Genomic DNA, 26,395 nt, shown 5'->3' with positions numbered 1-26,395 from the left:
CGTCCACCTCGGCGCCGGGGGTACGACGCGGTAAAGTCCCAGCGATGAGCAGCCAGAGCCCCGCCCCCAAGCCCCGAGTCGCCGTCGTCTTCGGCGGACGCAACTCAGAGCACCAGATCTCCGTCCTCACGGCCGGCGCGGTGCTCGACGCCATCGACCGCGACAAGTACGAGGTGCTGCCCATCGGCATCACCGCGGACGGCCGCTGGGCCCTGGCGGCTGACGACCCGGCCCGGATGGCCCTCGAGGGCAGCGAGCTGCCCACCGTGGAGCGGGTCGCCGACTCGGACACCGGTGCCGTGCTGCTGCCGGTCTCGCCCGGCAGCCGGGAGGTCGTCCACACCGAGCCCGGCCAGGTGCCCAAGGCCCTGGGCGAGATCGACGTCGTCTTCCCGGTCCTGCACGGCCCCTACGGCGAGGACGGCACCCTGCAGGGGATGCTGGAGCTCGCGGGAGTGCCCTATGTCGGCTCGGGCGTGCTGTCCTCCGCCGTCGGCATGGACAAGGACTACATGAAGCGGATCTTCGCCTCATTCGGGCTGCCGGTGGGCCCCTACGTCACCGTCCGGCCCCGGGAATGGGAGCGCGACCCCGCCGCGGCCCGCAAGAAGATCGTCGACTTCGCCTCCGAACAGGGCTGGCCGGTGTTCGTCAAGCCCGCGCGGGCCGGCTCGTCCATGGGCATCACCAAGGTCGCCGACCTGGGAGGACTGGACGAGGCCGTGGAGACCGCCCGGCGCCACGACCCGAAGATCATCGTGGAGTCGCTGCTGCGCGGCCGCGAGATCGAGTGCGGCGTCCTGGAGTTCGAGGACGGTCCGCGGGCCAGTGTCCCGGCCGAGATCCCGCCGGTCAGCAACCACGACTTCTACGACTTCGAGGCCAAGTACATCGACTCCGCCTCCGGTATCGTCCCCGCCCCGCTGAGTGCGGAGGAGACCGAGCGGGTGCGGGAGCTGGCCGTCCAGGCCTTCGAGGCCGCCTCCTGCGAGGGTCTGGTGCGGGCCGACTTCTTCCTGTGCGAGGACGGCGAGTTCGTCATCAACGAGATCAACACCATGCCGGGCTTCACCCCCATCTCGATGTACCCCCGCATGTGGCAGGAGGCCGGGGTCAGCTATCCCGAGCTGGTCGACCGCCTCATCCAGGGAGCCCTGAACCGCCCCACCGGCCTGCGCTAGCCGTCGGGAGCACCCGTACGGCCCCCGCCGGGGCCGCGGCGGGGTGCGGCGCCCGCCGGGCGGCGCCGGGAGCCGCGTACCCGGCGGGCCCGCAGGAGAGGCACCCGGGGCCCGGGGGGCCGGCCGGTCAGTTGCCGGTGTCGTTCTCCGAGTCCCGCTCCGCGGGCACCGTCCGCTTGACGGCGTCCCCGAGATCGGGGAGGACCTCGACCTCGGGCCCGTAGTCGCCGGGCACCGTCAACTCGACGTAGGCGACGCGGCCCGTCGTGACGAAGCGGTAACCGTCGTCCCGTTTCTCCATCAGCCAGGAGACCCCGTTCACCTCGGCCACTTCGGCGATGGGGTTGTACTGTTCGGTGCCGGGGGTGAGCACGGGGGGTTCGGGTACTCCGCAGCGCAGTGCGATGGCCGGGTCCCCCCAGACGGCTGTGAAGTCGGAGACCTGGTCGGCCCGGCCACGTCGCTGGTCGTGAACCCTTTCCGGGAGCGCGCCGTGCAGTGACCGGCACACCTCGGCCGCCCTGCCCGACGGGCTGGGCGGGGTGGGGCCCGCCTCGCCGGTGACCGAACAGGCTGCCGTGACCAGGGCGGCCAGCGCGGCCACCACCGCGAGCGGGGCGGTGGAGACGGAACGAGAGGAAGCAGTCCGGCGTCGCATACTCACCGGGCGAGCATACGGGGGCTAAAGATGGACGATGGGGCAGGTCAGGGTGCGGGTGATGCCCTCAACCTGCTGGACCTTCGCGACCACCATGCGTCCGAGATCGTCCATCGTCTCCGCGCGGGCCCGCACGATCACGTCGTACGGACCCGTTACATCCTCGGCCTGGATCACGCCCGGGATCTTGGAGACGATCTCTGCGACGGTCGAAGCCTTGCCGACCTCGGTCTGGATCAAGACGTACGCCTGTACCACGGAACCTCCTCGGGGGCTGCGAGGATCATGCGGGGCGAGAGAGAAACGCCACCGTACCGCGTCACCTGCCCCGCCGGGAGACCACCGGGCCGCCCTCGTGGCGCCGGGCACCCGGGTACCGGCGGGGAACAGCGGAGGCCGGGGGATGGCCGCGGCGCACCAGGAGACACGCACCCCGGGCGGGTGGGCGAGGCACGGGAGTGCACGATGAGCGATGTGAGCGAAGGGGCAGAACAATGCGGGATGTGAACGGCAGTACCGCGTCGGAACCCACACCCGCGGTGGAGGTCCCCCATGGCCCCGCGCGAGGGCGGATGCCGGGCACCGTGGGCGCGCTGGGGGAGTTCGGGCTGATCCGGGAGCTGACCTCCCGGCTGACCACCACCCCCGCCGTCCGGATCGGCCCCGGGGACGACGCCGCCGTGGTGGCCGCGCCGGACCGGCGGGTCGTGGCCAGCACCGACATCCTGCTGGAGGGGCGGCACTTCCGGCGCGACTGGTCGACCGCCTACGACGTGGGCCGCAAGGCCGCCGCGCAGAATCTCGCCGACATCGCCGCCATGGGCGCCGTTCCCACCGCACTGCTGCTCGGGCTGATCGTCCCCGTGGACCTTCCGGCCAACTGGCCCACCGAACTGATGGACGGCATCCGCGACGAAGCCCAGGTCGCCGCCTCCGCCGTGGTCGGCGGCGACGTGGTGCGCGGCGACAGCATCGCCGTCTCCATCACCGCGCTGGGCGACCTGCGCAACCGGGAGCCGGTCACCCGCTCCGGAGCCCGGGCCGGGGACGTCGTCGCCGTCACCGGCTGGCTGGGCTGGTCCGCCGCCGGGCACGCCGTGCTCTCCCGGGGCTTCCGTTCGCCCCGGGCCTTCGTGGAGGCGCACCGCAGGCCCGAGCCGCCCTACCACGCGGGGCCCGCGGCCGCCGGACTCGGCGCGACCGCGATGACCGACGTCAGCGACGGGCTGGTGGCCGATCTCGGGCACATCGCCGAGGCCAGCAAGGTGCGCATCGACATCCGCTCGGCCGACCTGGACGTCCCCGCGCAGATGGCCGACATCGGGCAGGCCGTGGGGGTCGATCCGCTCCAGTGGGTGCTCACCGGAGGAGAGGACCACGCCATCGTCGCGACCTTCCCGCGCGACCAGAAACTCCCCGCACGCTGGCGGGTCATCGGCGCGGTACAGGGCGCCTCGGCACGGCCCAGGGTCACCGTGGACGGCGCCCCCTGGGCGAAGGCGGGCGGCTGGGACCACTTCTCGCCCGACGCGGACGGCTGAGTACCGTCGCACCATGGACGATGTGAACCCCACCGGTGTCGCGCCGCCCCGGGTGCTGACCGTCGCCGGGTCGGACTCCGGCGGCGGCGCCGGCATCCAGGCCGACCTGAAGACCATGCTGGCGCTCGGCACCCACGGCATGAGTGTGATCGCCGCTGTCACCGCGCAGAACTCGCTCGGCGTGCAGGGAAGTTGGGAGCTGCCGCTGGAGGCGGTGCGGGCCCAGTACCGCAGCGTGGCCGACGACATCGGGGTGCAGGCGGTCAAGACCGGCATGCTGGCCTCGGCACCCCTCGTGGAGACCGTCGCCGAGTTGCTGGCCGGCACCGCGGCGCCGGTGGTCGTCGACCCGGTGGGTGTCTCCAAGCACGGGGACCCGCTGCTGGCCGCGGACGCGGTGGGCGCACTGCGCGGCAGGCTGCTGCCCGTCGCCACCGTCGTCACCCCCAACCTGGACGAGGTCGCGCAGCTGACGGGCGTCGAGGTCACCGGCGAGGCGGAGCTGCGCGACGCCGCGGCCGCGCTGCTGGAGCACGGGCCGCGCTGGGCCCTGATCAAGGGCGGCCATCTGCCGGGCGAAGCCGTCGACCTGCTGACCGACGGCACCGAGGAGCACTGGCTGCGCGCCCCCCGATACGACAACCGGCACACGCACGGCACCGGCTGCACCCTGGCCAGTGCGCTCGCCTCGTATCTGGCCCGGGGACTGCCGGTGCCGGCAGCCGCACGGGCGGCCAAGGAGTACACGACCGGCGCCATCGCGGCGGGTTTCGCGCTGGGCGCCGGACTGGGACCGGTGGACCACGGGTGGCGGCTGCGCGGGCGGGGCTGAGCCGAGGCCCCGCCCGGCGCCCCGCCCTCGTGCGCATCGCCGGGCCTCCGGCGCGCCGCCGGGGCCCGGGAGCCCATGCGGAATCACGTTCCGGAGCCCATGCCGGAACCCGGACCGGACGGGACGCCCGGAACCAACCGCAAGTCAGAAGGAACGCAGAAGAAACGCAAAAGGAACCGGCCCGCACGAGGCGGGCCGGTTCCCCTGTTCGGCTGTCGGCGTGAGCCGCGCTGCGTTACGTCGAGGACGTCAGCGCGACACCTTGCCGGCCTTGATGCACGAGGTGCAGGCGTTGAGGCGCTTCGGCGTCCCGCCGACCACGGCACGCACGCGCTGGATGTTCGGGTTCCAGCGACGGCGGGTGCGGCGGTGCGAGTGGGAGATGTTGTTGCCGAACTCCGGCCCCTTGCCGCAGACGTCGCAGTTCGCAGCCACGGGTCACTCCAAAGACTTCAGATGCACGTACGGTGAATCCCGGCGACGCAGACCAAGATGACCGGCTGTGCCAGGGGGATCGTCGCCCGCCGGAAACGTCCGGACCAGGCAACCGGAGCAGCATACAACGACCGGTCTCGAACAGCGAAACCAAGGCCCCCGCCCCGGTCCCGACCTGGGATTCCGTCCGGACTCCCACTAGCCTTCCGGCAGCGCCGCCCCCGGCGGACCGACCGGCCGGACACCGGCCGCCGGCCCCGGGCGCGGCATTCCGGCCGCAGCACTCTGGAGGAGGACCCGCACGTGCCGCAACCGCTCGACGCCGCCGCGGTACGCCGCTGGTGCGCCCTGGGCCGGGAGGCGCTGCGCGCCCACTGCGCGCGGATGGACGCCATCAACGTCTTCCCGGTCGCGGACGGCGACACCGGCACCAACCTGTGCCTCACCTTCGAAGCGGCCTGCGAGGCGCTCCCGGCCCGCGACGCGACGGCCGGGGGAGCGGACGAGACGGCGGACGGCGGCACGAGCGCCGGGGCGGTGCTGCGTGCCGTGGCGCGGGCCGCACTCCTGGCGGCCAGGGGCAACTCCGGGGCGATTCTCGCCGAGTATCTGCGCGGCATGGCCCAGGGACTCGCGGAGGCGGCCGGTGACGGTGACCCCGCCCAGCGGCTGCCCGCGGCGCTCCGGGGCGGTGCGTACGCCGCGTACGCCGCCGTCGCACACCCCGTGGAGGGGACGATGCTGACGGTGGCGGAGGCCGCCGCCGCGGCGGCGGAGGCCGGGGACGACCCCGTGGCCGCGGCACGGCGCACGCTGGACGCCACCCCCGACCGGCTGGCGGCGCTGGCCCGGGCCGGTGTGGTGGACGCGGGCGGACTCGGGCTGACCGTGCTGCTGACCGCGCTGTGGGCGGCACTGGGCGAACGGATACCCGAAGAGGGACCTGCCGCCGCCACCGGAGCGGTGTCCACCACCGGAGCGGCGTCCGCTGCCGCTGCGGGACCGGCGGCTCCAGCGGCCTCCCCGGTCGCCCCACCGGCCCCCGCGGCCCTTCCGGCCGACGGTTCACCGCAGGCGCCCTTCCGCCCCGAGTTCGAGGTGATGTACCTGCTGGCAGCCGAGGACCCCGCGGCCGTCGACGCGCTCCGTGCCCGGCTGGCCCCGCTCGGCGACTCGCTGGTCGTCGGCGGCGGGGAGGGGCTGTGGAGCGTCCACGTCCATGTCGCCGACGCCGGTGCCGCCGTGGAGGCGGGCCTGGCCGCGGGGCGCCCGCACCGCATCCGGATCACCCATCTGCCGACGGCCGGGGACGCGGCGGGGGACGCCGCGCCCGGCGGTCCCCGGTGCGCTGCGGACGGGCCCGGGCAGCCGCCCGGCCCCGGGGCACGCGCCGTCGTCGCCGTCGTGCCGGGTGAGGGGCTGGCCACGCTCTGCCGGCAGGCCGGCGCCGTGGTGCTGTCCGCCGCCGAGGACGACGCCGAAGCCGTTGCCGGCCTCGACGAGGGCGCGCTGGTGGCGGCGGTGCGGGCGACCGGAGCCGACGAGGTCGCCCTGCTGCCCAACGACAGCGGACTGCACCCCGTGGCCGCCCGGGCCGCCGACGCTGTACGGGCGGCCGGCATCCGGTGCGCCGTCATCCCCACCCGTGCCGCCGTCCAGGGGCTGGCGGCGCTGGCCGTGCACCAGCCGGACCGCCGCTTCGACGAGGACGTCGTCACCATGACGTCGGCGGCCGGGGCCACCCGGTACGGGGAGGTGACCGTCGCCGAACGGCGCTCGTGGACCAGCGCCGGGATCTGCCAGCAGGGCGACGTGCTCGGCCTGGTGGACGGCGATGTCGCGCTGATCGGGAGCGGGACCGGGCAGGTCGCCACCGAGGTGCTCGAGCGGATGCTGGCGGCGGGCGGCGAACTGGTCACCCTCGTGCTCGGTGCGGACGCCCCCGCGGGACTCGCCGCGGCGCTGGAGCGCCGGGTACGCGAGCGTCACCTGGCCGTCGACACGGTCGTCCACGAGGGCCGGCAGCACGAGGCGCAGCTGCTGATCGGGGTCGAATGACCCCCGCCGGCCACGCTCCTGGCGCGTGGCACCGGCCCTGTCACCCCCGTCCGGCAGGATGGAGCCGTGCCCTCGACAGAAACCAGGCGAAGCGAACCCCTCCAGGAGCCGCTGAAGGCGCTGCTCGGCGGAAACACCGCGAAGGCGATGTCCGAGCACCTCGGACTGCGCACCGTCGGCGACCTGCTGCACCACTACCCCCGCCGGTACGCCGAGCGCGGTGAGCTGACGCGGCTGTCCGAGCTGCCGCTGGACGAGCACGTCACCGTCGTCGCCCGGATCCACGACGCGCGCGTGCACAAGTTCAACCACGGCCGGGGCCAGCGACTGGAGGTCACGCTGACCGACGGCAGCGGCCGGCTCCAGCTCGTCTTCTTCGGCCGCTCGGTCCACTACCATCAGCGGCAGCTGCTGCCCGGCAAGCGCGGCCTGTTCGCCGGGAAGGTCGGGGTCTTCAACGGCAAGCTCCAGCTCTCCCACCCGGACTACAAGCTCCTGGACGAGGAGAGCGACGAGCAGACCGTCGCGCAGTTCGCGGGCGCCGTGCTGCCGCTGTATCCGGCGTGCAAGCAGCTGTCCTCCTGGAACATCGAGCAGTCCGTCGGCACCGTGCTCGACGCGTTGGAGGCCACCGCCTGGCAGGGCCTCGCCGACCCGCTGCCCGAGCCGCTGCGGGCGCAGCGCGGCCTCCTCCCGCTGGCCGAGGCGCTGGAGAAGATCCACCGGCCGCAAGGCCGGACGGACATCGCCGAGGCCCGCTCCCGGCTCAAGTGGGACGAGGCGTTCGTCCTGCAGGTCGCCCTCGCCCGGCGCCGCGCCAAGGAGACCGAACTGCCCGCCGTGCCGCGCCGGCCGGCCGCCGGCGGGCTGCTGGACGCCTTCGACGCGCGGCTGCCGTTCACGCTCACCGACGGACAGCACGAGGTCAGCCGGGAGATCTTCGCCGATCTGGCCACCGCGCATCCCATGCACCGGCTCCTGCAGGGCGAGGTCGGCTCCGGCAAGACGCTGGTGGCGCTGCGGGCGATGCTCGCCACCGTCGACGCGGGCGGCCAGGCGGCGATGCTGGCGCCCACCGAGGTGCTGGCCCAGCAGCACCATCGGTCCATCACCGGGATGATGGGAGAACTCGCGGAGGGCGGCCTGCTCGGCGGCGCCGAGCAGGGCACCAAGGTGGTGCTGCTGACCGGCTCGATGGGGGCCGCGGCCCGGCGCCGGGCCCTGCTGGACCTGACGACCGGCGAGGCGGGCATTGTGGTGGGCACCCACGCACTGATCGAGGACAAGGTCGCCTTCCACGATCTGGGGCTGGTGGTGGTGGACGAACAGCACCGCTTCGGCGTCGAGCAGCGGGACGCGCTGCGCTCCAAGGGCGGCCACTTCCAGGGGGAGAAGCGCACTCCGCATCTGCTGGTCATGACGGCGACCCCCATCCCCCGGACCGTCGCCATGACCGTCTTCGGCGACCTGGAGACCTCCGTACTGGACCAACTCCCCGCCGGGCGGTCCCCGATCGCCACCCACGTCGTCCCGGTCCGGGACAAGCCGCACTTCCTCGCCCGGGCCTGGGAACGGGTGCGCGAGGAGGCGGAGGCGGGTCACCAGACCTATGTGGTCTGCCCCCGGATCGGCGACGACGAGGACGCGGGAGGCAAGGGCGGCGGCCGCAGGCGGGCCGCCGACGAGGAGGAGCCGGACGGCCCCGCGGAGGACGAGGGCGTCGGCAGCGAGGAGAAACGCCCGCCGCTGGCCGTCCTGGACGTCGCCGGACAGCTCGCCTCCGGCCCGCTGGCCGGACTCCGGGTGGCGGCCCTGCACGGGCGGATGCAGCCGGAGGCCAAGGACGAGGTGATGCGGCGGTTCGCCGCAGGCGAGGTCGACGTGCTGGTCGCCACCACCGTCATCGAGGTCGGGGTCAACGTGCCCAACGCGACCGGCATGGTGGTCATGGACGCCGACCGGTTCGGCGTCTCACAACTGCACCAGTTGCGCGGCCGGGTCGGCCGGGGCAGCGCGCCGGGGCTGTGCCTGCTGGTGACGGACATGCCGCAGGAGTCCCCCGCACGGACCCGGCTGGAGGCCGTCGCGGCCACCCTCGACGGCTTCGAGCTCTCCCGCATCGACCTCGAACAGCGCCGCGAGGGCGACGTCCTGGGCCAGGCGCAGTCCGGCGTGCGCTCCTCGCTGCGGATGCTCGCCGTCATCGACGACGAGGACATCATCGCCGCGGCCCGCGACGAGGCCGGCGCGCTGGTCGCGGCCGACCCCGAGCTGGAACACCACCCCGAGCTGCGCACAGCGCTGGACGCGCTGCTGGACGAGGAGCGCGAGGAGTACCTCGACAAGGGCTGACCGAGGCCACGCGGTGCCGGACCCCGCATGGGATCCTGATGCCGAGCACGCACCCCACACAGAGGATCCGCACCCATGACCCGCGTCATCGCCGGAGCCGCAGGCGGGCGACGGCTGGCCGTCCCGCCGGGCACCGGCACCCGCCCCACCTCCGACCGGGCCCGCGAGGGCCTGTTCTCCAGTTGGGAATCCCAGCTCGGGGGCGCCGCGGGCTGGCGGGGCCTGCGGGTGCTGGACCTGTTCGCCGGCTCCGGTGCCGTCGGCTTGGAGGCGCTGTCCCGGGGCGCCGGGCAGGTGCTGCTCGTCGAGGCGGATCCGCGTGCCGTACGCACCGTCCGGGAGAACGTGCGGGCGCTGGGGCTGGCCGGAGCGGAGGTGCGCTCCGGCAAGGCAGCCCAGGTGCTCGCCGGTGAACCGCCTTCGACCCCGTTCGACCTGGTCTTTCTCGATCCGCCGTATGCGATGGCCGATGACGAGCTGCGGGAGACACTCCTCACACTCCGGGTCAGGGGCTGGCTGGCGCCCGCCGCGCTGGCCACCGTGGAGCGCAGCACCAGGGGCGGCGATTTCCGCTGGCCGGAGGGTTTCGAGGGACTCAGGTCCCGTCGCTACGGCGAGGGAACGCTTTGGTACGGTCGCGCCGCTGCGCGGGAAGTTACTCCCGCGTCATGCTGAGATCACCTGAGGCAGGGCCGCGCGCCCGCCGTGAGGAGAGCGAGGAAGTGCCAGTGCGCCGCGCAGTCTGCCCGGGGTCGTTCGATCCCATCACCAATGGCCACCTCGACATCATCGAGCGCGCTTCCCGGCTGTACGACACGGTGCACGTCGCCGTGATGATCAACAAGTCCAAGAAGGGGCTCTTCGCGGTCGACGAGCGTATCGACCTGATCCGCCAGGTCACCGAAGGCTTCGGGAATGTCGAGGTCGAGGCGTTCCACGGGCTGCTGGTCGACTTCTGCAAGGAGCGGGACATCCCGGCCATCGTCAAGGGGCTGCGCGCGGTCAGCGACTTCGACTACGAGCTGCAGATGGCCCAGATGAACAACGGCCTCTCCGGGGTCGAGACGCTGTTCGTCCCGACCAACCCCACCTACAGCTTCCTCTCCTCCAGTCTCGTCAAGGAGGTCGCCACCTGGGGCGGCGACGTCTCCCACCTGGTCCCCGAGGCCGTCGGCCGGGCGCTGGCCGAACGCCTCACCAAGCCCTGACGATCCCGACCGCGGCCCCCGGGTCGCGGCCCGGCCGCCCGGCGAGGGCGGGCCGGTCCCGGGCGGACGGCGCTGACCTGCCCGGATCGGCCGGCTTCCGGGAAGGAGTAACAGGCCCGCGTCCACGGGTCGTACAGTCACCTGCGTGGACGTACAGCAGAAACTCGACGAGATCGTGGCGACCGTCGACGGCGCGCGCTCGATGCCCATGTCCGCCTCCTGCGTGGTCAACCGGGCCGAGTTGCTCGCCATGCTCGAGGAAGTGCGCCAGGCGCTGCCCGGCTCCCTGGCCGAGGCGCGCGAGGTGATCGGCGGACGCGAACAGGTGGTGGCCGAGGCCCATCAGGAGGCCCAGCGCGTCATCGAGGCGGCCCAGGGCGAGCGCGCGGCGCTGGTCGCCGGTACGGAAGTGGCCCGGCGAGCGCAGGAGGAGGCCGACCGCATCCTGGCCGAGGCCCGCCGCGAGGCGGGCGAGATCCGGATCGAGGCCGACGACTACGTCGACAGCAAGCTCGCCAACTTCGAAGCCGTGCTCTCCAAGACCATCGGCTCCGTCGACCGGGGCCGGGAGAAGCTGCTGGGCAGCGGGCCCGGCGCCGAGGAGTGGCACGAGGAGTACGCGCACGAGGCGCCCGAGCGCACCGGCGACCCCCGCGAGCTGCAGCGCCGGGCGGACAGCTATGTGGAGGCGCGGCTCGGTTCGGTCTCGGCGGTGCTCACCAAGACGCTGGAGGCCGTGGGGCGCGGCCGGCTCAAGCTGCACGGCCACGAGCCCATCGACGAGCTGGCGGCGCACATGGCGGCGCAGGACGGGGCCGAGGGCTTCGCGCAGCACACCAGCGACGCCGACTACCTGGCCGGGCTCGCGCACACCGACCCGGCGGCGCAGGACGAGCAGCCCCAGCAGCAGCCGCCCGCGCAGCCGCCGCAGCCCCCCTACAGCCCGGGGCAGCCGCAGGACCCGTACTACGCGCCGCAGCAGATGCCCTACGACGGCGGACAGCAGCACGACCCCTACGCCTACGCGCAGCAGGCGCCGCAGGATCCCTACTACGCGCAGCAGCACGATCCCTACGGCTACGGTCAGCAGCAGAACGGCTACTACCAGCAGCCCCAGCAGCAGCACTACCAGCAGCCGCAACAGCAACTCGACGAGACCAGTCTCTTCGACACCAGTATGATCGACATCGATCAGCTCCGGGCCTACGAGCAGCGGCACGGTCACGGAGGCTGATCCCGGGCGGCCCGCGGAACCCGGCGCCACCGGGATGCGGATTGGGTCATGGGGGACCCGGCAGGTATCCTGTCTCTTCGGCCGTGAGTACGTGCGCGGCCCCAGCTCCACCCGTAGAAAGCAGGAAGCCCTGAACTCCCCCCTCGACCACCGCGCGCCCCTCGTGTTCGACACACGCGAGCTGGGGCGGCGACCTGGTGCGATGAAGCGGCTCTCCCGCGAGGTGGAGTCCCCCGGTGATCTGGGTGTCGAGTTCATCAAGGTTCCCGACGGGGCGACGATCGAGCTGGACCTCCGCCTGGAGTCGGTCATGGAGGGGGTACTCGTCACGGGTACCGCCCGTGCGCCGCTGACGGGGGAGTGCGTAAAGTGTCTGGAGCCGCTCGACCAACGGGTCGAAGCGGACTTCCAGGAGATGTTCTCCTATCCCGACGCCGACGACCGGGGCCGCCCCGTTGCGGAGCCCGGCGAGGACGAGGAGAACGAGGACACACTCTTTCTCGAGGGCGATCTGTTCGACCTCGAACCCGTGCTGCGGGACGCGGTGGTGCTCGCACTGCCGCTGCAGCCGGTGTGCCGCGAGGACTGCCCCGGCCTGTGCCCCGAGTGCGGGGCCCGGCTGGCGGACGACCCCGACCACGGGCACGAAGAAGCCGTCGACATCAGGTGGGCGGCACTGCAGGAACTCGCCGAGACCATGCCGGACGGCGAGAAGGACAACGAGCCCCGCACCGACGGGGATGACTCACAGGAGAAGTAGCCGTGGCTGTTCCGAAGCGGAAGATGTCGCGCAGCAACACGCGCCACCGCCGGTCGCAGTGGAAGGCTGCGGTCCCCACCCTGGTGAAGTGCGAGCGCTGCCGCGAGCCCAAGCAGCAGCACATCGCGTGCCCGAGCTGCGGCACCTACAACAAGCGTCAGGTCCTCGAGGTCTGATCGGCGGGTGACAGGCTCCATGTCCGACGCCGGAACTCCGCAGAGTCCCGTCCCCGGGAAGGGGGGAGACTCCGCGGAGCTGGTGGACTCGGCCTCGTCGCACGCGATTCTGGAAGGGCGGCTCGGTTACCGACTGGAGTCCGCCCTTCTGGTGCGTGCGCTGACGCACCGCAGCTACGCCTACGAGAACGGCGGGCTGCCCACCAACGAGCGCTTGGAATTCCTCGGTGACTCCGTCCTCGGACTCGTGGTCACCGACACCCTCTACCGCATGCATCCGGACCTTCCGGAGGGCCAGCTCGCCAAGCTGCGGGCCGCGGTGGTCAACTCGCGTGCCCTCGCGGGGGTCGCCCGCGGACTCGACCTGGGCGCTTTCATCCGCCTCGGCAGGGGCGAGGAGGGCACCGGGGGCCGGGACAAGGCGTCGATCCTCGCGGACACGTTGGAAGCGGTCATCGGCGCCGTCTACCTCGACCAGGAGCTGGAAGCGGCCTCCGAACTGGTGCACCGCCTCTTCGACCCGCTCATCGAGCGGTCCTCCAATCTGGGCGCCGGGCTCGACTGGAAGACCAGCCTGCAGGAGCTGACGGCCGCCGAGGGACTCGGCGTCCCGGAGTACCTGGTCTCCGAGACGGGCCCCGACCACGAGAAGACCTTCACGGCTGCTGCCCGCGTCGGTGGTGTCGCGTACGGCACCGGCACAGGACGCAGCAAGAAGGAGGCCGAGCAGCAGGCCGCCGAGGCTGCCTGGCGCGCCATCTCGGCCCGCGCCGAGGCCGCCGCGGAAGGCGACGGCCCGCGGGCCGGCAAGGCCGCAGCCGTCGGCAAGGGCACCGCGGCGCCGTCCGTCCCGGACGGGCAGCGCAACGATCCCACCGAACCCACGGACAGTGCCGCGTCGCGCTGATCCCGCGCACACCGCACCGTCCGCCACGGCCGCCCCGCTCGGGGCGGCCGTGGCGTTTCCGGCCCCGAGCAGGCGGGGCCCTGTCCTCTGAGGAGTCCCGTGCCCGAGCTGCCGGAAGTCGAGGTCGTCCGCCGCGGCCTGGAACGCTGGACGGGCGGCCGCACCATCAGCACCACCGAAGTGCTGCACCCGCGGGCCGTCCGGCGCCACCCGGCCGGTGCCCCGGACTTCACCGCGCGGCTGGCCGGCCGGCGTCTCGGACCGGCGCAGCGCCGGGGCAAGTACCTGTGGCTGCCTGTCGACGACGGTTCCCACGCGCTCCTTGCCCACCTGGGGATGAGCGGCCAGCTCCTCATCCAGCCGCCGGACATCCCCGACGAGCGACATCTGCGCGTTCGCCTCACCTTCACCGACGCCGCGGCCGGTGAGCTGCGCTTCGTCGACCAGCGCACTTTCGGCGGGCTCTCGCTCCACGCAACCGCCGAGGACGGGCTGCCCGACGTCATCGCGCACATCGCCCGCGACCCGCTGGACCCCGCCTTCGACGAGACGGCCCTGCACACGGCCCTGCGCCGGCGCCGTACCACCGTCAAGCGCGCCCTGCTGGACCAGTCGCTGATCAGCGGCGTCGGCAACATCTACGCCGACGAGGCGCTGTGGCGCTCCCGGCTGCACTACGACCGCCCCACGGCCACCCTGACCCGGGCGCAGACCGCCGAGCTGATCGGACATGTGCGGGAGGTGATGACGGCCGCGCTGGCCCAGGGCGGCACCAGCTTCGACAGCCTCTATGTGAATGTCAACGGCGAGTCCGGCTACTTCGACCGCTCGCTGGACGCCTATGGCCGCGAGGACGAGCCCTGCCGCCGCTGCGGCACCCCGATGCGGCGCAGTGCCTGGATGAACCGCTCCAGCTACTTCTGCCCCCGCTGCCAGCGCCCCCCGCGCCCGCGCGCCGCCGGCCGCCCGCGTCCGGCCGGGGCCTAGCCCTGCCGTTGGCGCGGGTGTCGCGCTGGTGTTCCGCGTCCCGGGCATGGGCCCGCGCGGCGGCAGGTGTCAGAAGCCGAAGTCCTGGGTCCACCAGGGGCCGCCCTCGGCGAAGTGCGCGCCGACGCCCAGGGTGCGGTAGTCGCAGTTGAGGATGTTGGCCCGGTGGCCGGGGCTGTTCATCCAGGAGTCCATCACCGAGCGGGCGTTGGCCTGGCCGCGGGCGATGTTCTCGCCGCCCAGGTCGCTGACCCCGGCGGCCTCGGCCCGGTCCCAGGGGCTCCTGCCGTCGGGCGAGGTGTGCGAGAAGAACCCGCGGCGCGCCATGTCCGCGCTGTAGTCCCCGGCCAGTGCGGCCAGCTTGGCGTCCGCCGTCAGCGGCTTGCAGCCCGCCTTGGCCCGCTCCTGGTTGACGAGTGTGAGGATCTCGCTCTCCGCGGCGGACTCCTGGTCGGCTGCGGCGGTGCTGCCGCCGCCCGCCCCTCCGGGGTCCGGCCTGGAGCTGCCGCGGGAGCCGTGCTCCTCCTCGCGGGTGGGCCGGGGTGTCTTCGACGCCTGCTTCGAGGGGGAGGCGTCCGGCTTCTCGGTGGGGCGCTCGCTCTTCCGCGAGGGGGTGGGAGTGGGGCTGGGGCTCTTGTCCCCGTCGCCGGGGGGCGCCGTGGTGGAGTCGTGGTCGGAGGGGGTGGCGGAGACCGGTGGGGCCGCGGGGCCGGTGCCGTCGGCCTGCACCCGGCTGTCCCGCGGCCCGCCGAGCCCGCCGGGTGCGGGTATCAGCCCGGAGGCCACGGCGACGGTGCCCATCGCGAGCGCGGCCGAGGCACCCAGCACCCCGGTCCGGACGGGGGTGCCCGCGCGTCTGCGGCGCCTGCCGCCCCGGTGGGGGCGTACGGCCGGCGGCTCGGAGGACTCCGGCGGGACGGCTGGAGTGGGGGTAGCGCGTCGATGGCGGCCCATCTGTGCTGTCCTCACATTGCTCGGCGATACGGCGTCAAGGTTCCGTCTCTCTTTGCTCCCAGGTGTGAGTGGAGAGTGAAGAGAGTTGCCGGGCAATGTACGGCATCCCCACGGGGGCTGATGTATCCGCTCGGGAATTGTCCGGATAGCGTGCACCCCATGGCTGCCATCAATCCGACCGACGACGCGGACGGAACGCCGCGCGAACAGCTGAGTGAACAGATGAGCGAGCAGTTCGCCGAGCAGTTCGCCGAAGAACCCGAGAAGGTACGGCCCGAGGAGCCCGCGCGGCTGACCGCCTGGGTGCGCGGGGAGGTGCAGGGCGTCGGCTTCCGCTGGTTCACCCGCGCGGCGGCGCTGCGGATCGGCCGGCTCGTCGGTTTCGCGCTGAACCTCGGTGACGGCCGGGTCCAGATCGTCGCGGAGGGCACCCGCGCCGACTGCGGACACCTGCTGGAGTGGCTGCGGAGCGGGGACACGCCCGGGCGCGTCGACGGGGTCACCGAGATCTGGGACACACCACGCGGGGGGTACCGCGGCTTCGCGATCCGGTGATCCACAACAGTTGCCAATCGCGCTTCACCATGCAAAGCTGCCGCAACGAGTGAGCGACGTGGATCTTCCATCCGCCCCCGCGGGACAGCCGCCTCCGGCGCCGGACGCCGTCGAGCCGAAGCAGGCCCGGGGGTAGCTACGTGTGATCGTGTTGACCGTCAAACCATTTGGTGAGATCCTGAGACCCCGCGCACCTGAGCTGTTTGATCCAGAGAACCTTTAGTAAAAGTCCAGAGCAGACCCTCAACGGTGCGATTCCCTCACGACCCACCACATCCACGGTCGGTCACTCAGTGTGGAGGACCATCCATCATGGCAAAGGCGCTTCTCGGTCACGTCGGCGGCTACGACCCCCGGGTGCTCGCCGAGATGCGACGGCTGCAGCAGCGTGTCCAGGACCTGGAATCCGAGCTTGTCCGGATGCAGGCTGAGAACGACGCTCTGTCCGCCGCCGCTCGGCACCACGACTCGGTGTTCGAAGACCTCGACGTGAAGACGGCCGAGCCTGCGCTGACCTGATCCTCGCCCGCCGGGCAGGACGGGCTGAGCAGGACAGCCGTAGTCGGAAATTCTCAAGGGACGCTTCGGCGTCCCTTAGTTTTTGTCTCCTGGTGATCCGCTGGGGTGTGGGATGTGTGCTCATCGTGGCGCGATGCGTTACGTCTGATCTGCCCCCGCCTCCTCCAGGCGAAACCCCCGCGCGAAACCCTTCCCGCCGCTTCGGCGCCGTCGGCGCGACATCTCCCGGCCTCCCTCGGTAGTGTCCGGACGCGTGCACCTCAAGAGCCTGACACTGCGGGGATTCAAGTCCTTCGCCTCCGCCACGACGCTGCGCTTCGAGCCCGGCATCACCTGCGTCGTCGGCCCGAACGGCTCGGGCAAGTCCAACGTGGTCGACGCCCTCTCCTGGGTGATGGGGGAGCAGGGCGCCAAGTCGCTGCGCGGCGGCAAGATGGAGGACGTCATCTTCGCCGGGACCACGGGCCGCCCACCGCTGGGCCGCGCCGAGGTCTCGCTGACCATCGACAACGCCGACGGCGCGCTGCCCATCGACTACTCCGAAGTCACCCTCACCCGGATCATGTTCCGCAACGGGGGCAGCGAGTACCAGATCAACGGCGACACCTGCCGGCTTCTGGACATGCAGGAGCTGCTCTCCGACTCCGGCATCGGCCGCGAGATGCACGTCATCGTCGGCCAGGGCCAGCTCGACGGGGTGCTGCACGCCGACCCGACCGGGCGGCGCGCCTTCATCGAGGAAGCGGCCGGCGTCCTCAAGCACCGCAAGCGCAAGGAGAAGGCGCTGCGGAAGCTGGACGCCATGCAGGCGAACCTCTCCCGCGTCCAGGACCTCACCGACGAGCTGCGCCGCCAGCTCAAGCCGCTCGGGCGGCAGGCGGCCGTGGCCCGCAGAGCCCAGGTCATCCAGGCTGATCTGCGCGACGCACGGCTGCGGCTGCTGGCCGACGACCTGGTCGCACTGCGCGAGGCGCTGCGGACGGAGGTCGCCGACGAGGCCGAGCTCAAGCAGCGCAAGCAGGCCGCGGAGGCCGAGCTGAGGGAGGCCCAGCGCCGCGAGGCCGACCTGGAGCAGCAGGTCCGCACCCTGGCGCCCCGGTTGGAGCGGGCCCAGCAGACCTGGTACGAACTCTCCCGGCTGGCCGAGCGGGTGCGGGGCACCATCGGTCTGGCCGATCAGCGCGTCCAGCACGCGGCCGCGCCCCAGGCGGAGGAGCGCAGGGGCCGGGATCCGGAGGAGATGGAGCGCGAGGCGGCCCGGATCCGGGAGCAGGAGGCCGAACTGGAGGCCGCGTTGGAGGCCGCGAGCACCGCGCTGGAGGACACGGTCTCGCACCGCGCCGAGTTGGAGCGGCGGCTGGAGCAGGAGGAGCGTCGACTCCGGGACGCGGCACGCGCGCTCGCCGACCGCCGGGAGAGCCTTGAGCGGCTGCGCGGGAAGGCGGGGGCCGCGCGCAGCCGCGCCGCCTCGGCCGAGTCCGAGATCGAGCGCCTGGCCGCCGCGCGCGACGAGGCCCTCCACCGCGCCGAGCAGGCCCGGACCGAGTACGAGGAGCTGCGTGGCGAGGCCGACGGCCTCGATGAGGGTGACGTGCAGCTGACGGACCGGCACGAGGAGGCCAAGCGCGCGCTGGCCGAGGCCGAGCGGGCCCTCGGCGCGGCCCGCGACGCGCTGACCACGGCGGAGCGCGAACGCGCGGCGACCGCCGCCCGCCACGACACGCTCGCGCTGAATCTGCGCCGCAAGGACGGCACCGCGGCGCTCCTGGCCGCCAAGGACCGGCTCACCGGCCTGCTGGGTCCGGCGGCCGAGCTGCTGGCCGTGACCGCGGGTCACGAGTTGCCCATAGCGGCCGCCCTCGGCGCGGCCGCCGACGCCGTGGCCGTGGCGGACGTGTCGACGGCGGCCGAGGCCTTGCGGCTGCTGCGCAAGGAGGACGCCGGACGCGCGTCGCTGCTGGTGGCCGACGACCGGGCGCCGGGCACCGACGGCACCCGGGGACATCCCGGCACCCGCTCCGTGGGCATCCCGGCCGTCTCCCTGGTGACGGCACCGGAGCGGCTCCGCCCGGCCGTGGAGCGACTCCTCGACCGCACCGTCGTGGTCGACACCCTGGAGGCGGCGGAGGCGGTCGTCAGAGCGCACCCGGACCACACCGCCGTCACCGCGCAGGGAGACCTCCTCTCCGCCCACCGCGCCGGCGGCGGATCGGAGGGAGCGCCCTCCCTGCTGGAGGCCCAGGCCGCGGTGGACGAGGCGGCCGCACAGCTCACCGAGCTCGAGGAGCGCTGCGAGCGGCTCGCCCAAGAGCAGGACAGGGCTGCCGTGGAGCGCCGGAGGCGCGCGGCGGAACTGGAGGAGATCGCAGCGCGCAGGAGCAGCGCGGAGCGGGAGAAGGCGCGGGTCGCCGGCCGGGTGGGCACCCTCGCGGGGCAGGCCAGGGCGGCTCAGGGCGAGGCCGAGCGCGCCGCGGCCGCGGTGGCCAAGGCGCAGGAGGCGCTGGCCGCGGCCCGGCAGGAGGCCGAGGAACTGGCCGAGAGCCTGGCCTCGGCCGAGGAGGCGCAGGAGGCGGAGGGCGCCGAGGACCCCGACACCTCGGTCCGCGACCGGCTCGCGGCCGACGGCGCCAACGCGCGGCAGACCGAGATGGAGGCCCGGCTCCAGGTCCGTACACACGAGGAGCGGGTCAAGGCGATCGCCGGCCGGGCCGACTCCCTGGACCGGGGCGCCCGCGCCGAACGTGAGGCCCGGGCCCGGGCCGAGGAGCGTCGGGCGCGGCTGCGCCACGAGGCGGAGGTCGCACGGGCCGTCGCGGACGGCGCCCGGCAGTTGCTCGCCCATGTCGAGGCGTCGCTGGAGCGGGCCGGACAGGAGCGCGAGGACGTCGAGCGGACCAAGGCGGAGCGCGAACGTACGCTGGCCGATGAGCGGGGCCGGGGCCGGGGGCTCAAGGAGGAGCTGGACAAGCTCACCGACTCGGTGCACCGCGGCGAGGTGCTCGGCGCCGAGAAGCGGATGCGCATCGAGCAGTTGGAGACCAAGGCGCTGGAGGAGCTGGGCGTCGAGCCTGCGGGGCTGGTCCGCGACTACGGCCCCGACCAGCCGGTGCCGCCCTCCCCGCCCGCGGAGGGCGAGGAGCTGCCCGAGGACCCGGAGCATCCGCGGAACACGCCGGTGCCGTTCGTCCGGGCCGAGCAGGAGAAGCGGCTCAAGGCGGCCGAGCGGGCCTACCAGAAGCTGGGGAAGGTCAACCCGCTGGCGCTGGAGGAGTTCGCGGCGCTCGAGGAGCGGCACCAGTTTCTGAGTGAGCAGCTGGAGGACCTGAAGAAGACCCGCGCCGACCTGCTGCAGGTCGTCAAGGAGGTGGACGAGCGGGTCGAGCAGGTCTTCACGGAGGCTTACCATGACACCGCGCGCGAGTTCGAGGGTGTCTTCGCGCGGCTGTTTCCCGGCGGCGAGGGCCGGCTGGTGCTCACCGACCCGGGCGACATGCTGTCCACGGGCGTGGACGTGGAGGCCCGGCCGCCGGGCAAGAAGGTCAAGCGGCTCTCGCTGCTCTCGGGTGGCGAGCGGTCCCTGACGGCGGTCGCGCTGCTGGTCTCGATCTTCAAGGCCCGGCCCAGCCCGTTCTATGTGATGGACGAGGTCGAGGCGGCGCTGGACGACACCAATCTGCAGCGGCTGATCCGGATCATGGAAGAGCTCAAGGACAGCTCCCAGCTGATCGTGATCACCCATCAGAAGCGCACGATGGAGGTCGCCGACGCGCTCTACGGGGTTTCCATGCAGGGTGACGGCGTCTCCAAGGTGATCAGTCAGCGGCTGTCCTGAGCGGACGCTGAGCTGATCGGAGGCGACTTCTTCTCTTCATAAGTCGAACGATGATCTCGCTTCGTGTGCTCTGATTCGCAGAAGCTGACCTATTGACTTCATGAATTGAACATTTACAGTCTGAGAAGCCGCCGTTAGCCGGAGGCCGGCGCGATCCCCCGCGCAGGCCCGTCTTCGTTCCTTGCACGGTGGCATCCCCACCCGGCACCGGCGCCGGGGAACCTCAGGAGAAGAACGTGACCAGCACAGCGCAGGAAGCGCAGACGCCACAGCCGCGGCCAGGCACCGGAGCGCACACCGCGCCCCTCGGCCGTGTCGTCTTCATCACCGCAGCAGCCGCCATGGGCGGCTTCCTCTTCGGCTACGACAGCTCAGTGATCAACGGGGCGGTGGAGGCGATCCGCGGCCGCTTCGACGTCGGCTCCGCGATGCTCGCGCAGGTCATCGCCGCCGCCCTGATCGGCAGCGCGATCGGCGCCGCCGTCGCCGGACGGACCGCCGACCGAATAGGCCGCATCAAGGTCATGCGGCTGGCCGCCGTCCTCTTCGTCGTCAGCGCCGTCGGCTCGGCGCTGCCCTTCGCCCTGTGGGACCTGGCCATGTGGCGGGTGCTGGGCGGTATCGCCATCGGTATGGCCTCCGTCATCGGCCCGGCCTACATCGCCGAGGTCTCCCCGCCCGCCTACCGCGGCCGCCTCGCCTCCTTCCAGCAGGGCGCGATCGTGCTCGGCATCGCCGTGTCGCAGCTCGTCAACTGGGGCATCCTCAACCTCGCCGACGGCAAGCAGCGCGGGGACGTCGCCGGGCTGGAAGCCTGGCAGTGGATGCTCGGCATCATGGTGATCCCCGCCGTCGGCTACTTCCTGCTCTCCTTCGCCATCCCGGAGTCCCCGCGCTTCCTGATCTCCGTCGGCCGCCGGGACAAGGCCCGTGAGGTGCTGGCCGGCGTCGAGGGCGAGCACGGCAGCCTCGACACCCGGATCGGCGAGATCGAGACCGCGATGCGCAGCGAGCACAAGTCCACCTTCCGGGACCTGCTCGGCGGGCGCTTCGGCCTGCTGCCCATCGTCTGGGTCGGTATCGGACTCTCCGTCTTCCAGCAGCTCGTCGGCATCAATGTCGTCTTCTACTACTCCTCGACGCTGTGGCAGTCGGTCGGCATCAACCCGGAGAGCTCGTTCTTCTACTCCTTCACGACCTCGATCGTGAACATCGTCGGCACCGCCATCGCCATGGTCTTCGTCGACCGGATCGGCCGGAAGCCGCTCGCGCTGATCGGCTCCGTCGGCATGGCCCTCTCGCTGGGCTCGGTCGCCTGGGCGTTCTCCGCCAAGACCGGCTCCGGTGACAACGTCTCGCTGCCGGACGCGCAGGGCGTCGTCGCGCTGGTCGGCGCACACACCTTCACGCTGTTCTTCGCCCTCTCCTGGGGCGTGGTCGTCTGGGTGCTGCTCGGCGAGATCTTCCCGAACAAGATCCGCGCCGCCGGGCTCGGTATCGCAGCGTCCGCGCAGTGGGTGGCCAACTGGGCCATCACCGCGAGCTTCCCGAGCCTCTCGGAGTGGAACCTGTCCGCCACCTACGTCGGCTACACGGTCTTCGCCCTGCTCTCGATCCCGTTCATCCTCAAGTGGGTGCCGGAGCCGAAGGGCAAGGCGTTGGAGGAGATGGGCTAGCCCCCCCGCCGCCCACTCCTCGCACGGCGCTGCCCCGGTTCCTTCGCCAGGAGCCGGGGCAGCGGGCTGTCCGGGGCCGCTGCCCGCCACCCCGGCAGACCCTCAGCTCCCGCTCTCCGGCAGCCGGGGCATGACCTCTGCCACCAGTAGCCGCAGCGGGTCGTACAGCGGCGCCGGAATCGCGCAGGCCGTCACCAGCGGGTGCCGTGTCAGCGCCGATAGCGCGCCCGCCGGGGGAGAAGGGCACCGGGAGCCGGCCGCCGCGAGCCGTGGTGCTCCCCGACGACCACGGGGTACCCCCACCCGGTGGACGGCGATGCGCGTGCTGGACCGTGGTGGAGCACGCGCGAAGAGGGAATGGCCGTGCAGCCTTGCCGGTGGTCGATACTGGAGCCGCTATGGAAATCGTCATCCTTGTAGTAGTCATCGCCGTGGTCGCGCTCGCCGCGGTCAGCGGGCTCGTGGTCAGCGGCCGGAAGAAGAAGGCGGCCGAGGCCCAGCAGCCCGACACCGCCGGGAGCACCACCCGGACCCCCGCCCGCACAGCCGAACCCAAGGTCGGAGAGGAGGCGGAGGCCCCGCCCGAAGGCGCCCGCCGCACCGTCGAAGAGGTCGGTCTTCCCGAGGCCGAGGAGGCGGCCGAGGCGCCCGCCACCGCCGCGGAGGCCGCCGCTCCGCTCGAGGTCGAGACCCCGGCCCCGACGGCCGGACGGCTGGTGCGGCTGCGCGACCGGCTCTCCCGCTCCCAGAACTCCCTCGGCAAGGGGCTGCTGACCCTGCTGTCCCGGGAGCATCTGGACGAGGACACCTGGGAGGAGGTCGAGGACACCCTGCTGACCGCCGATGTCGGGGTCGGCCCCACCCAGGAGCTGGTGGAGCGGCTGCGGGAACGCGTCAAGGTGCTCGGCACCCGCACCCCCGAGGAACTGCGCGGCCTGCTGCGTGAGGAGCTCCTCACGCTGGTCGGCACCGACCTGGACCGCACGGTGCACACGGAGGTGGAGGGCGCCGTCGACCGCCCGGGCGTGGTGCTCGTCGTCGGCGTCAACGGCACCGGCAAGACCACCACCACCGGCAAGCTCGCCCGGGTGCTGGTGGCGGACGGCAAGTCCGTTGTGCTCGGCGCGGCCGACACCTTCCGCGCCGCCGCGGCCGACCAGCTCGAGACCTGGGGCACCCGGGTGGGTGCCCGTACCGTCCGGGGCCCGGAGAGCGGCGATCCCGCCTCGGTCGCGTTCGACGCGGTCAAGCAGGGCACCGAGGCGAGCGCCGATGTGGTGCTGATCGACACGGCGGGCCGACTGCACACCAAGACCGGGCTCATGGACGAACTCGGCAAGGTCAAGCGCGTCGTGGAGAAGCAGGCCCCGGTGGACGAGGTGCTGCTGGTGCTGGACGCCACGACGGGCCAGAACGGCCTGGTACAGGCGCGGGTGTTCGCCGAGGTCGTGGACATCACCGGCATCGTCCTCACCAAGCTGGACGGTACGGCCAAGGGCGGCATCGTGGTGGCCGTCCAGCGCGAGCTCGGCGTCCCGGTCAAGCTCGTCGGCCTCGGTGAGGGCGCCGACGACCTGGCGCCCTTCGAGCCGGAGGCGTTCGTGGACGCCCTGGTCCAGGAGGGCTGACGGGCCGGTATCAGCGTGCGTACCGTCGACCGAGCGGCTCCGCCGCGGCGTCCCCCGAGGCGTCGCGGCGGAGCCGCTCGCATCCCGGGGGACGATCGGGCGCCGTGCGCCGCGGTGGTGCGTCGCGAGCGGAGGGGGCTACCGCACTGCCGCGGCCCCGTCCGGGGTGCGCGGCCGCACCACGGATGAGCGGTGGCAGACGTAGGCGAGCGTGCCCAGCAGCAGACGCGCCTGCGGCGGGCGGCCGGCGCGTTCCAGCGTGGGCGGCCGGAGCCAGCGGACGGGGCCGCGGCCGGCCAGATCGGAGGGCGGTGCCGTGATGTGCTGGCCCTCCCCTCTGCCGCGCAGGTCGAGATCGGCGTCGTCCCAGCCCATCCGGTAGAGGAGTTCGGGCAGTTCGGCAGCCGCGCCCGGCGCGACCAGGAACCAGGCACGTCCGGCCGGGGTCGCGGCCACCGGACCCAGCGGGACGCCCATCCGCTCCAGCCGCGCCAGTGCGCACAGCGCGGCATGCTCGGCGACCTCGATCACGTCGAAGGAACGGCCCGTCGGCAGCAGCATGGCGGCGCCCGGAACCGCCGCCCAGGCGCGGGACGCCTCCTCCACGGTGGCGCCCGCCGGTACCTCCAGCGAGGCGTCGAGCGGATGGTCGCCTGGGGAGGGGCAGGCCCGCGCGCCGCAGGAACAGGCGACCCGGCCGCCCGAGCGGGTGGCGCGGGCGCCGGGGACCAGGTCCCAGCCCCACAGGCTCGTGTACTCCGCGACACGGGTGCACACCTGGGCGCGTTCACGCCTGCGTGCGCCGGGCCGCAGTTCGCGGATCTCGCGGATGCCGCTGAGACCGCTGATGGCACCGATCGTGAAGCCCATGCTCACTCCAACGGATCCTGAATGCTTATGGTTACGAGTTCACTGCGTACAGTGATGGTGGAACTCCTGTGAAGCTCCTGTGGGGCTCCTGGGGGTCTTCAGGGGTGAGAGCAGGGCGCGGTGGGGGCGGCTTCCCCGTGGAGTTGTTTCCCCGGTGTCAAGTCAAGCGCCTCCGTGCGCCTCCGGGTTCATTCGAAGGGGTGGCGAATGGTGGCGATTCTGCAATTACACTCGCCTCGTTCGTGATCGTAGGATTACTTTCGGTACACACAGTGGAGAGCGAGCGCGGCGACCGACTATGCCGGAGGCATCGGGGGCCGAGGGCGCGGCGGGTGCGGAGGAGCGCGGACCGGTCCGGTCGGGAGCGCGTCACCGAAGCGGGATGGGGGCGTTACCAGTGGCTGAGCGAGGCCAGACGGGCAAGAGCCCGAACGAGCGGCTGGGCTCGTGGTTCATGCGCAGTGGCTGGTCCAAGGGCGAACTGGCACGGCAGGTCAACCGCCGCGCACGGCGGATGGGCGCGCACCACATCAGCACCGACACCTCACGGGTGCGCCGGTGGCTGGACGGCGAGCAGCCCCGGGAGCCCATCCCCCGCATCCTCTCCGAACTGTTCTCCGAGCGGTTCGGCTGCGTCGTCGCCATCGAGGACCTCGGGCTGCGCCCCGCCCGGCAGTCCCCCGCCGCCTCCGGCGTGGACCTGCCCTGGGCCGGACCGCAGACCGTGGCGCTGATCAGCGACTTCACCCGCAGCGACCTGATGCTGGCCCACCGCGGCTTCCTCGGTGCCTCACTCTCCGTGTCCGCGGGCCCCGCGCTGATCGAGCCCATGCAGCGCTGGCTGGTGCCGGGCACCGGAGCCGAGGCCGGACCGCCGGGGGAGCCGACGGTCCCCGGGCTCACCGTCCCCGCGCCCCGCGACGGGCAGCGCCGCCGGGCCGACGACGGCGAGGACGGCACGCGACGCGGGCCGCAGCTGTCCGCACCCGAACTGGAGCTGCTGGAGCAGACGACCGAGATGTTCCGCGGCTGGGACGCCCAGTGCGGAGGAGGGCTGCGCCGCAAGGCCGTCGTCGGCCAGCTCCACGAGGTCACCGACCTGCTCCAGGAGCGGCACTCCGAACCCGTCCGCCGCCGGCTCTTCCGGGTCACCGCCGAACTCTCCGAGCTCGCCGGCTGGATGAGCTACGACGTCGGGCTCCAGCCCACCGCGCAGAAGTACTTCGTGCTGGCGCTGCACGCGGCCAAGGAGGCCGGCGACCGGCCCCTGGGGTCGTATGTCCTGAGCAAGATGAGCCGCCAGATGATCCATCTGGGCCGCCCCGCGGACGCCCTGGAGCTGGTGCACCTCGCGCAGTACGGCAGCCGGGAGGGTGCCACTGCACGCACCCAGGCCATGCTGCACGCCATGGAGGCCCGCGCCTACGCGAACATGGGGCAGCCCGGGAAGTGCAAGCGCGCGGTCCGGATGGCGGAAGAAACGTTCACGGACATCGACCGCTCGGACCCGGACCCCGACTGGATCCGGTTCTTCTCCGAGGCCGAGTTGTGTGCGGAGACCGCGCACTCCTTCCGGGATCTGGCCTACTCCTCCGGCCGCAGCCCCACCTACGCCTCGCTCGCACGCCCCGCGATGGAGCGGGCCGTCGAGCTGTTCGCCAGGGAGGCCCGGGAGACGCAGGGCGGCGGCCACCGGCGCTCCTTCGCGCTCAACCTGATCGGCATGGCCAGCGTGCACCTGCTCCAGCGGGAGCCCGAAGGGTGTGTGGCCCGGGCCAGTGAGGCCCTCGGCGTCGCCAAGCGGCTGCGCTCCGAGCGGGTCAACAACCGGTTGCGCCGCACCACGGCCGGGGCCGTCCGGGAGTTCGGGGAACTCGCGGACGTGGTACAGCTCAGCGAGCGGCTCCAGGCGGAGCTGGCAGAGAGCGAGGCCGCCGCGGGCTGACCCTCCCGAGCGGCGACAGCATCCACGGCGGACAGCCATCGGGCAGCGCAGCGTAGACGCGTTCCCGCGCGGAAAGCCGCGCTTCAT

The 26,395-nt window shown here is 72.7% G+C and carries 23 protein-coding genes; 18 read left to right on the top strand and 5 right to left on the bottom strand.

What is annotated here, in order from left to right; genetic code table 11:
- Nucleotides 1–44: 44 nt before the first annotated feature.
- Complete coding sequence (locus P2424_RS23040) at nt 45–1,181, top strand: D-alanine--D-alanine ligase family protein (RefSeq protein ID WP_276477645.1); 1,137 nt, start codon at nt 45–47, stop codon at nt 1,179–1,181.
- 127 nt (nt 1,182–1,308) lie between these two features.
- Here the strand turns inward: P2424_RS23040 and P2424_RS23035 are convergent, their stop codons facing one another.
- Both P2424_RS23035 and P2424_RS23030 read right to left on the bottom strand, forming a co-directional pair.
- Nucleotides 1,309–1,839, bottom strand: coding sequence for a DUF3515 domain-containing protein (locus tag P2424_RS23035; RefSeq protein ID WP_276479089.1), 531 nt, complete (start codon nt 1,837–1,839; stop codon nt 1,309–1,311).
- 24 nt (nt 1,840–1,863) lie between these two features.
- Entirely contained in the window at nt 1,864–2,097 is a 234-nt protein-coding gene (locus P2424_RS23030) for an Lrp/AsnC ligand binding domain-containing protein (RefSeq protein WP_019355801.1), read from the bottom strand.
- Nucleotides 2,098–2,411: 314 nt separating this feature from the next.
- Here P2424_RS23030 and P2424_RS23025 point away from each other — a divergent pair, with 314 nt between their 5' ends.
- Nucleotides 2,412–3,380: a thiamine-phosphate kinase gene (locus P2424_RS23025; RefSeq protein WP_276479088.1), complete on the top strand. Its 969-nt coding sequence runs from the start codon at nt 2,412–2,414 to the stop codon at nt 3,378–3,380.
- 13 nt (nt 3,381–3,393) lie between these two features.
- Nucleotides 3,394–4,212: a bifunctional hydroxymethylpyrimidine kinase/phosphomethylpyrimidine kinase gene (gene thiD, locus P2424_RS23020; RefSeq protein WP_276477644.1), complete on the top strand. Its 819-nt coding sequence runs from the start codon at nt 3,394–3,396 to the stop codon at nt 4,210–4,212.
- 249 nt (nt 4,213–4,461) lie between these two features.
- Here the strand turns inward: thiD and rpmB are convergent, their stop codons facing one another.
- Complete coding sequence (rpmB, locus tag P2424_RS23015; protein ID WP_016470082.1) at nt 4,462–4,647, bottom strand: 50S ribosomal protein L28; 186 nt, start codon at nt 4,645–4,647, stop codon at nt 4,462–4,464.
- Nucleotides 4,648–4,950: 303 nt separating this feature from the next.
- On the opposite strand from rpmB, the gene P2424_RS23010 reads away from it, so the two are divergent.
- The 9 genes from P2424_RS23010 to mutM all read left to right on the top strand — a co-directional run bounded on the left by P2424_RS23010 (nt 4,951) and on the right by mutM (nt 14,329).
- Nucleotides 4,951–6,705 carry a DAK2 domain-containing protein gene (locus P2424_RS23010; RefSeq protein ID WP_276477643.1) on the top strand — a complete coding sequence of 585 codons (1,755 nt, stop codon included), beginning with the start codon at nt 4,951–4,953 and terminating at the stop codon, nt 6,703–6,705.
- Nucleotides 6,706–6,771: 66 nt separating this feature from the next.
- Nucleotides 6,772–9,057, top strand: coding sequence for an ATP-dependent DNA helicase RecG (gene recG, locus P2424_RS23005; protein ID WP_276477642.1), 2,286 nt, complete (start codon nt 6,772–6,774; stop codon nt 9,055–9,057).
- A 75-nt stretch (nt 9,058–9,132) separates the two neighbouring features.
- Nucleotides 9,133–9,732, top strand: a complete 600-nt coding sequence (gene rsmD / locus P2424_RS23000; protein WP_276477641.1) for a 16S rRNA (guanine(966)-N(2))-methyltransferase RsmD — start codon at nt 9,133–9,135, stop codon at nt 9,730–9,732.
- A gap of 53 nt (nt 9,733–9,785) precedes the next feature.
- On the top strand, nt 9,786–10,265 hold the full coding sequence (gene coaD, locus P2424_RS22995; RefSeq protein ID WP_276477640.1) for a pantetheine-phosphate adenylyltransferase: 480 nt from the start codon (nt 9,786–9,788) through the stop codon (nt 10,263–10,265).
- A gap of 145 nt (nt 10,266–10,410) precedes the next feature.
- Complete coding sequence (locus tag P2424_RS22990; protein WP_276477639.1) at nt 10,411–11,499, top strand: cell division initiation protein; 1,089 nt, start codon at nt 10,411–10,413, stop codon at nt 11,497–11,499.
- A 202-nt stretch (nt 11,500–11,701) separates the two neighbouring features.
- Nucleotides 11,702–12,259: a DUF177 domain-containing protein gene (locus P2424_RS22985; RefSeq protein ID WP_276477638.1), complete on the top strand. Its 558-nt coding sequence runs from the start codon at nt 11,702–11,704 to the stop codon at nt 12,257–12,259.
- 2 nt (nt 12,260–12,261) lie between these two features.
- On the top strand, nt 12,262–12,435 hold the full coding sequence (gene rpmF / locus P2424_RS22980; RefSeq protein WP_016470089.1) for a 50S ribosomal protein L32: 174 nt from the start codon (nt 12,262–12,264) through the stop codon (nt 12,433–12,435).
- Nucleotides 12,436–12,454: 19 nt separating this feature from the next.
- On the top strand, nt 12,455–13,342 hold the full coding sequence (gene rnc, locus P2424_RS22975) for a ribonuclease III (protein WP_276477637.1): 888 nt from the start codon (nt 12,455–12,457) through the stop codon (nt 13,340–13,342).
- Between the two features lie 99 nt (nt 13,343–13,441).
- Nucleotides 13,442–14,329 carry a bifunctional DNA-formamidopyrimidine glycosylase/DNA-(apurinic or apyrimidinic site) lyase gene (gene mutM, locus P2424_RS22970; protein WP_276477636.1) on the top strand — a complete coding sequence of 296 codons (888 nt, stop codon included), beginning with the start codon at nt 13,442–13,444 and terminating at the stop codon, nt 14,327–14,329.
- Between the two features lie 69 nt (nt 14,330–14,398).
- Here mutM and P2424_RS22965 read toward each other — a convergent pair whose 3' ends face one another.
- Nucleotides 14,399–15,283, bottom strand: coding sequence for a CAP domain-containing protein (locus P2424_RS22965; protein ID WP_276477635.1), 885 nt, complete (start codon nt 15,281–15,283; stop codon nt 14,399–14,401).
- A 222-nt stretch (nt 15,284–15,505) separates the two neighbouring features.
- On the opposite strand from P2424_RS22965, the gene P2424_RS22960 reads away from it, so the two are divergent.
- The 5 genes from P2424_RS22960 to ftsY all read left to right on the top strand — a co-directional run bounded on the left by P2424_RS22960 (nt 15,506) and on the right by ftsY (nt 23,493).
- Nucleotides 15,506–15,838 (top strand): acylphosphatase, encoded by a 333-nt coding sequence (locus tag P2424_RS22960; protein WP_276479087.1) that lies wholly within the window; start codon nt 15,506–15,508, stop codon nt 15,836–15,838.
- 312 nt (nt 15,839–16,150) lie between these two features.
- Entirely contained in the window at nt 16,151–16,357 is a 207-nt protein-coding gene (locus P2424_RS22955; RefSeq protein ID WP_019355816.1) for a hypothetical protein, read from the top strand.
- Nucleotides 16,358–16,610: 253 nt separating this feature from the next.
- Nucleotides 16,611–20,189 (top strand): chromosome segregation protein SMC, encoded by a 3,579-nt coding sequence (gene smc, locus P2424_RS22950; RefSeq protein ID WP_276477634.1) that lies wholly within the window; start codon nt 16,611–16,613, stop codon nt 20,187–20,189.
- A gap of 236 nt (nt 20,190–20,425) precedes the next feature.
- Nucleotides 20,426–21,865 carry a sugar porter family MFS transporter gene (locus P2424_RS22945; RefSeq protein ID WP_276477633.1) on the top strand — a complete coding sequence of 480 codons (1,440 nt, stop codon included), beginning with the start codon at nt 20,426–20,428 and terminating at the stop codon, nt 21,863–21,865.
- Nucleotides 21,866–22,263: 398 nt separating this feature from the next.
- Entirely contained in the window at nt 22,264–23,493 is a 1,230-nt protein-coding gene (ftsY, locus tag P2424_RS22940) for a signal recognition particle-docking protein FtsY (protein WP_276477632.1), read from the top strand.
- 138 nt (nt 23,494–23,631) lie between these two features.
- Here the strand turns inward: ftsY and P2424_RS22935 are convergent, their stop codons facing one another.
- Nucleotides 23,632–24,363 carry a bifunctional DNA primase/polymerase gene (locus tag P2424_RS22935; protein ID WP_276477631.1) on the bottom strand — a complete coding sequence of 244 codons (732 nt, stop codon included), beginning with the start codon at nt 24,361–24,363 and terminating at the stop codon, nt 23,632–23,634.
- Nucleotides 24,364–24,745: 382 nt separating this feature from the next.
- Here P2424_RS22935 and P2424_RS22930 point away from each other — a divergent pair, with 382 nt between their 5' ends.
- Nucleotides 24,746–26,308: a hypothetical protein gene (locus P2424_RS22930; RefSeq protein WP_276477630.1), complete on the top strand. Its 1,563-nt coding sequence runs from the start codon at nt 24,746–24,748 to the stop codon at nt 26,306–26,308.
- Nucleotides 26,309–26,395: the final 87 nt, after the last annotated feature.

It is taken from the genome of Streptomyces sp. WMMB303 (assembly GCF_029351045.1).
In the GTDB taxonomy this organism is placed as follows: Bacteria; Actinomycetota; Actinomycetes; order Streptomycetales; family Streptomycetaceae; genus Streptomyces.
The sequence above is the reverse complement of the archived record's forward strand: the minus strand, read 5'-3'. Positions and strand labels throughout refer to the sequence as shown.

Coding starts and splice junctions, on each gene's coding strand:
- P2424_RS23040 (WP_276477645.1), top strand. CDS start 45: ATGAGCAGCCAGAGCCCCGCCCCCAAGCCCCGAGTCGCCGTCGTCTTC.
- P2424_RS23035 (WP_276479089.1), bottom strand. CDS start 1,839: ATGCGACGCCGGACTGCTTCCTCTCGTTCCGTCTCCACCGCCCCGCTC.
- P2424_RS23025 (WP_276479088.1), top strand. CDS start 2,412: ATGCCGGGCACCGTGGGCGCGCTGGGGGAGTTCGGGCTGATCCGGGAG.
- thiD (WP_276477644.1), top strand. CDS start 3,394: ATGGACGATGTGAACCCCACCGGTGTCGCGCCGCCCCGGGTGCTGACC.
- rsmD (WP_276477641.1), top strand. CDS start 9,133: ATGACCCGCGTCATCGCCGGAGCCGCAGGCGGGCGACGGCTGGCCGTC.
- P2424_RS22985 (WP_276477638.1), top strand. CDS start 11,702: ATGAAGCGGCTCTCCCGCGAGGTGGAGTCCCCCGGTGATCTGGGTGTC.
- rnc (WP_276477637.1), top strand. CDS start 12,455: ATGTCCGACGCCGGAACTCCGCAGAGTCCCGTCCCCGGGAAGGGGGGA.
- P2424_RS22965 (WP_276477635.1), bottom strand. CDS start 15,283: ATGGGCCGCCATCGACGCGCTACCCCCACTCCAGCCGTCCCGCCGGAG.
- P2424_RS22960 (WP_276479087.1), top strand. CDS start 15,506: ATGAGCGAGCAGTTCGCCGAGCAGTTCGCCGAAGAACCCGAGAAGGTA.
- P2424_RS22955 (WP_019355816.1), top strand. CDS start 16,151: ATGGCAAAGGCGCTTCTCGGTCACGTCGGCGGCTACGACCCCCGGGTG.
- ftsY (WP_276477632.1), top strand. CDS start 22,264: ATGGAAATCGTCATCCTTGTAGTAGTCATCGCCGTGGTCGCGCTCGCC.
- P2424_RS22935 (WP_276477631.1), bottom strand. CDS start 24,363: ATGGGCTTCACGATCGGTGCCATCAGCGGTCTCAGCGGCATCCGCGAG.
- P2424_RS22930 (WP_276477630.1), top strand. CDS start 24,746: ATGGGGGCGTTACCAGTGGCTGAGCGAGGCCAGACGGGCAAGAGCCCG.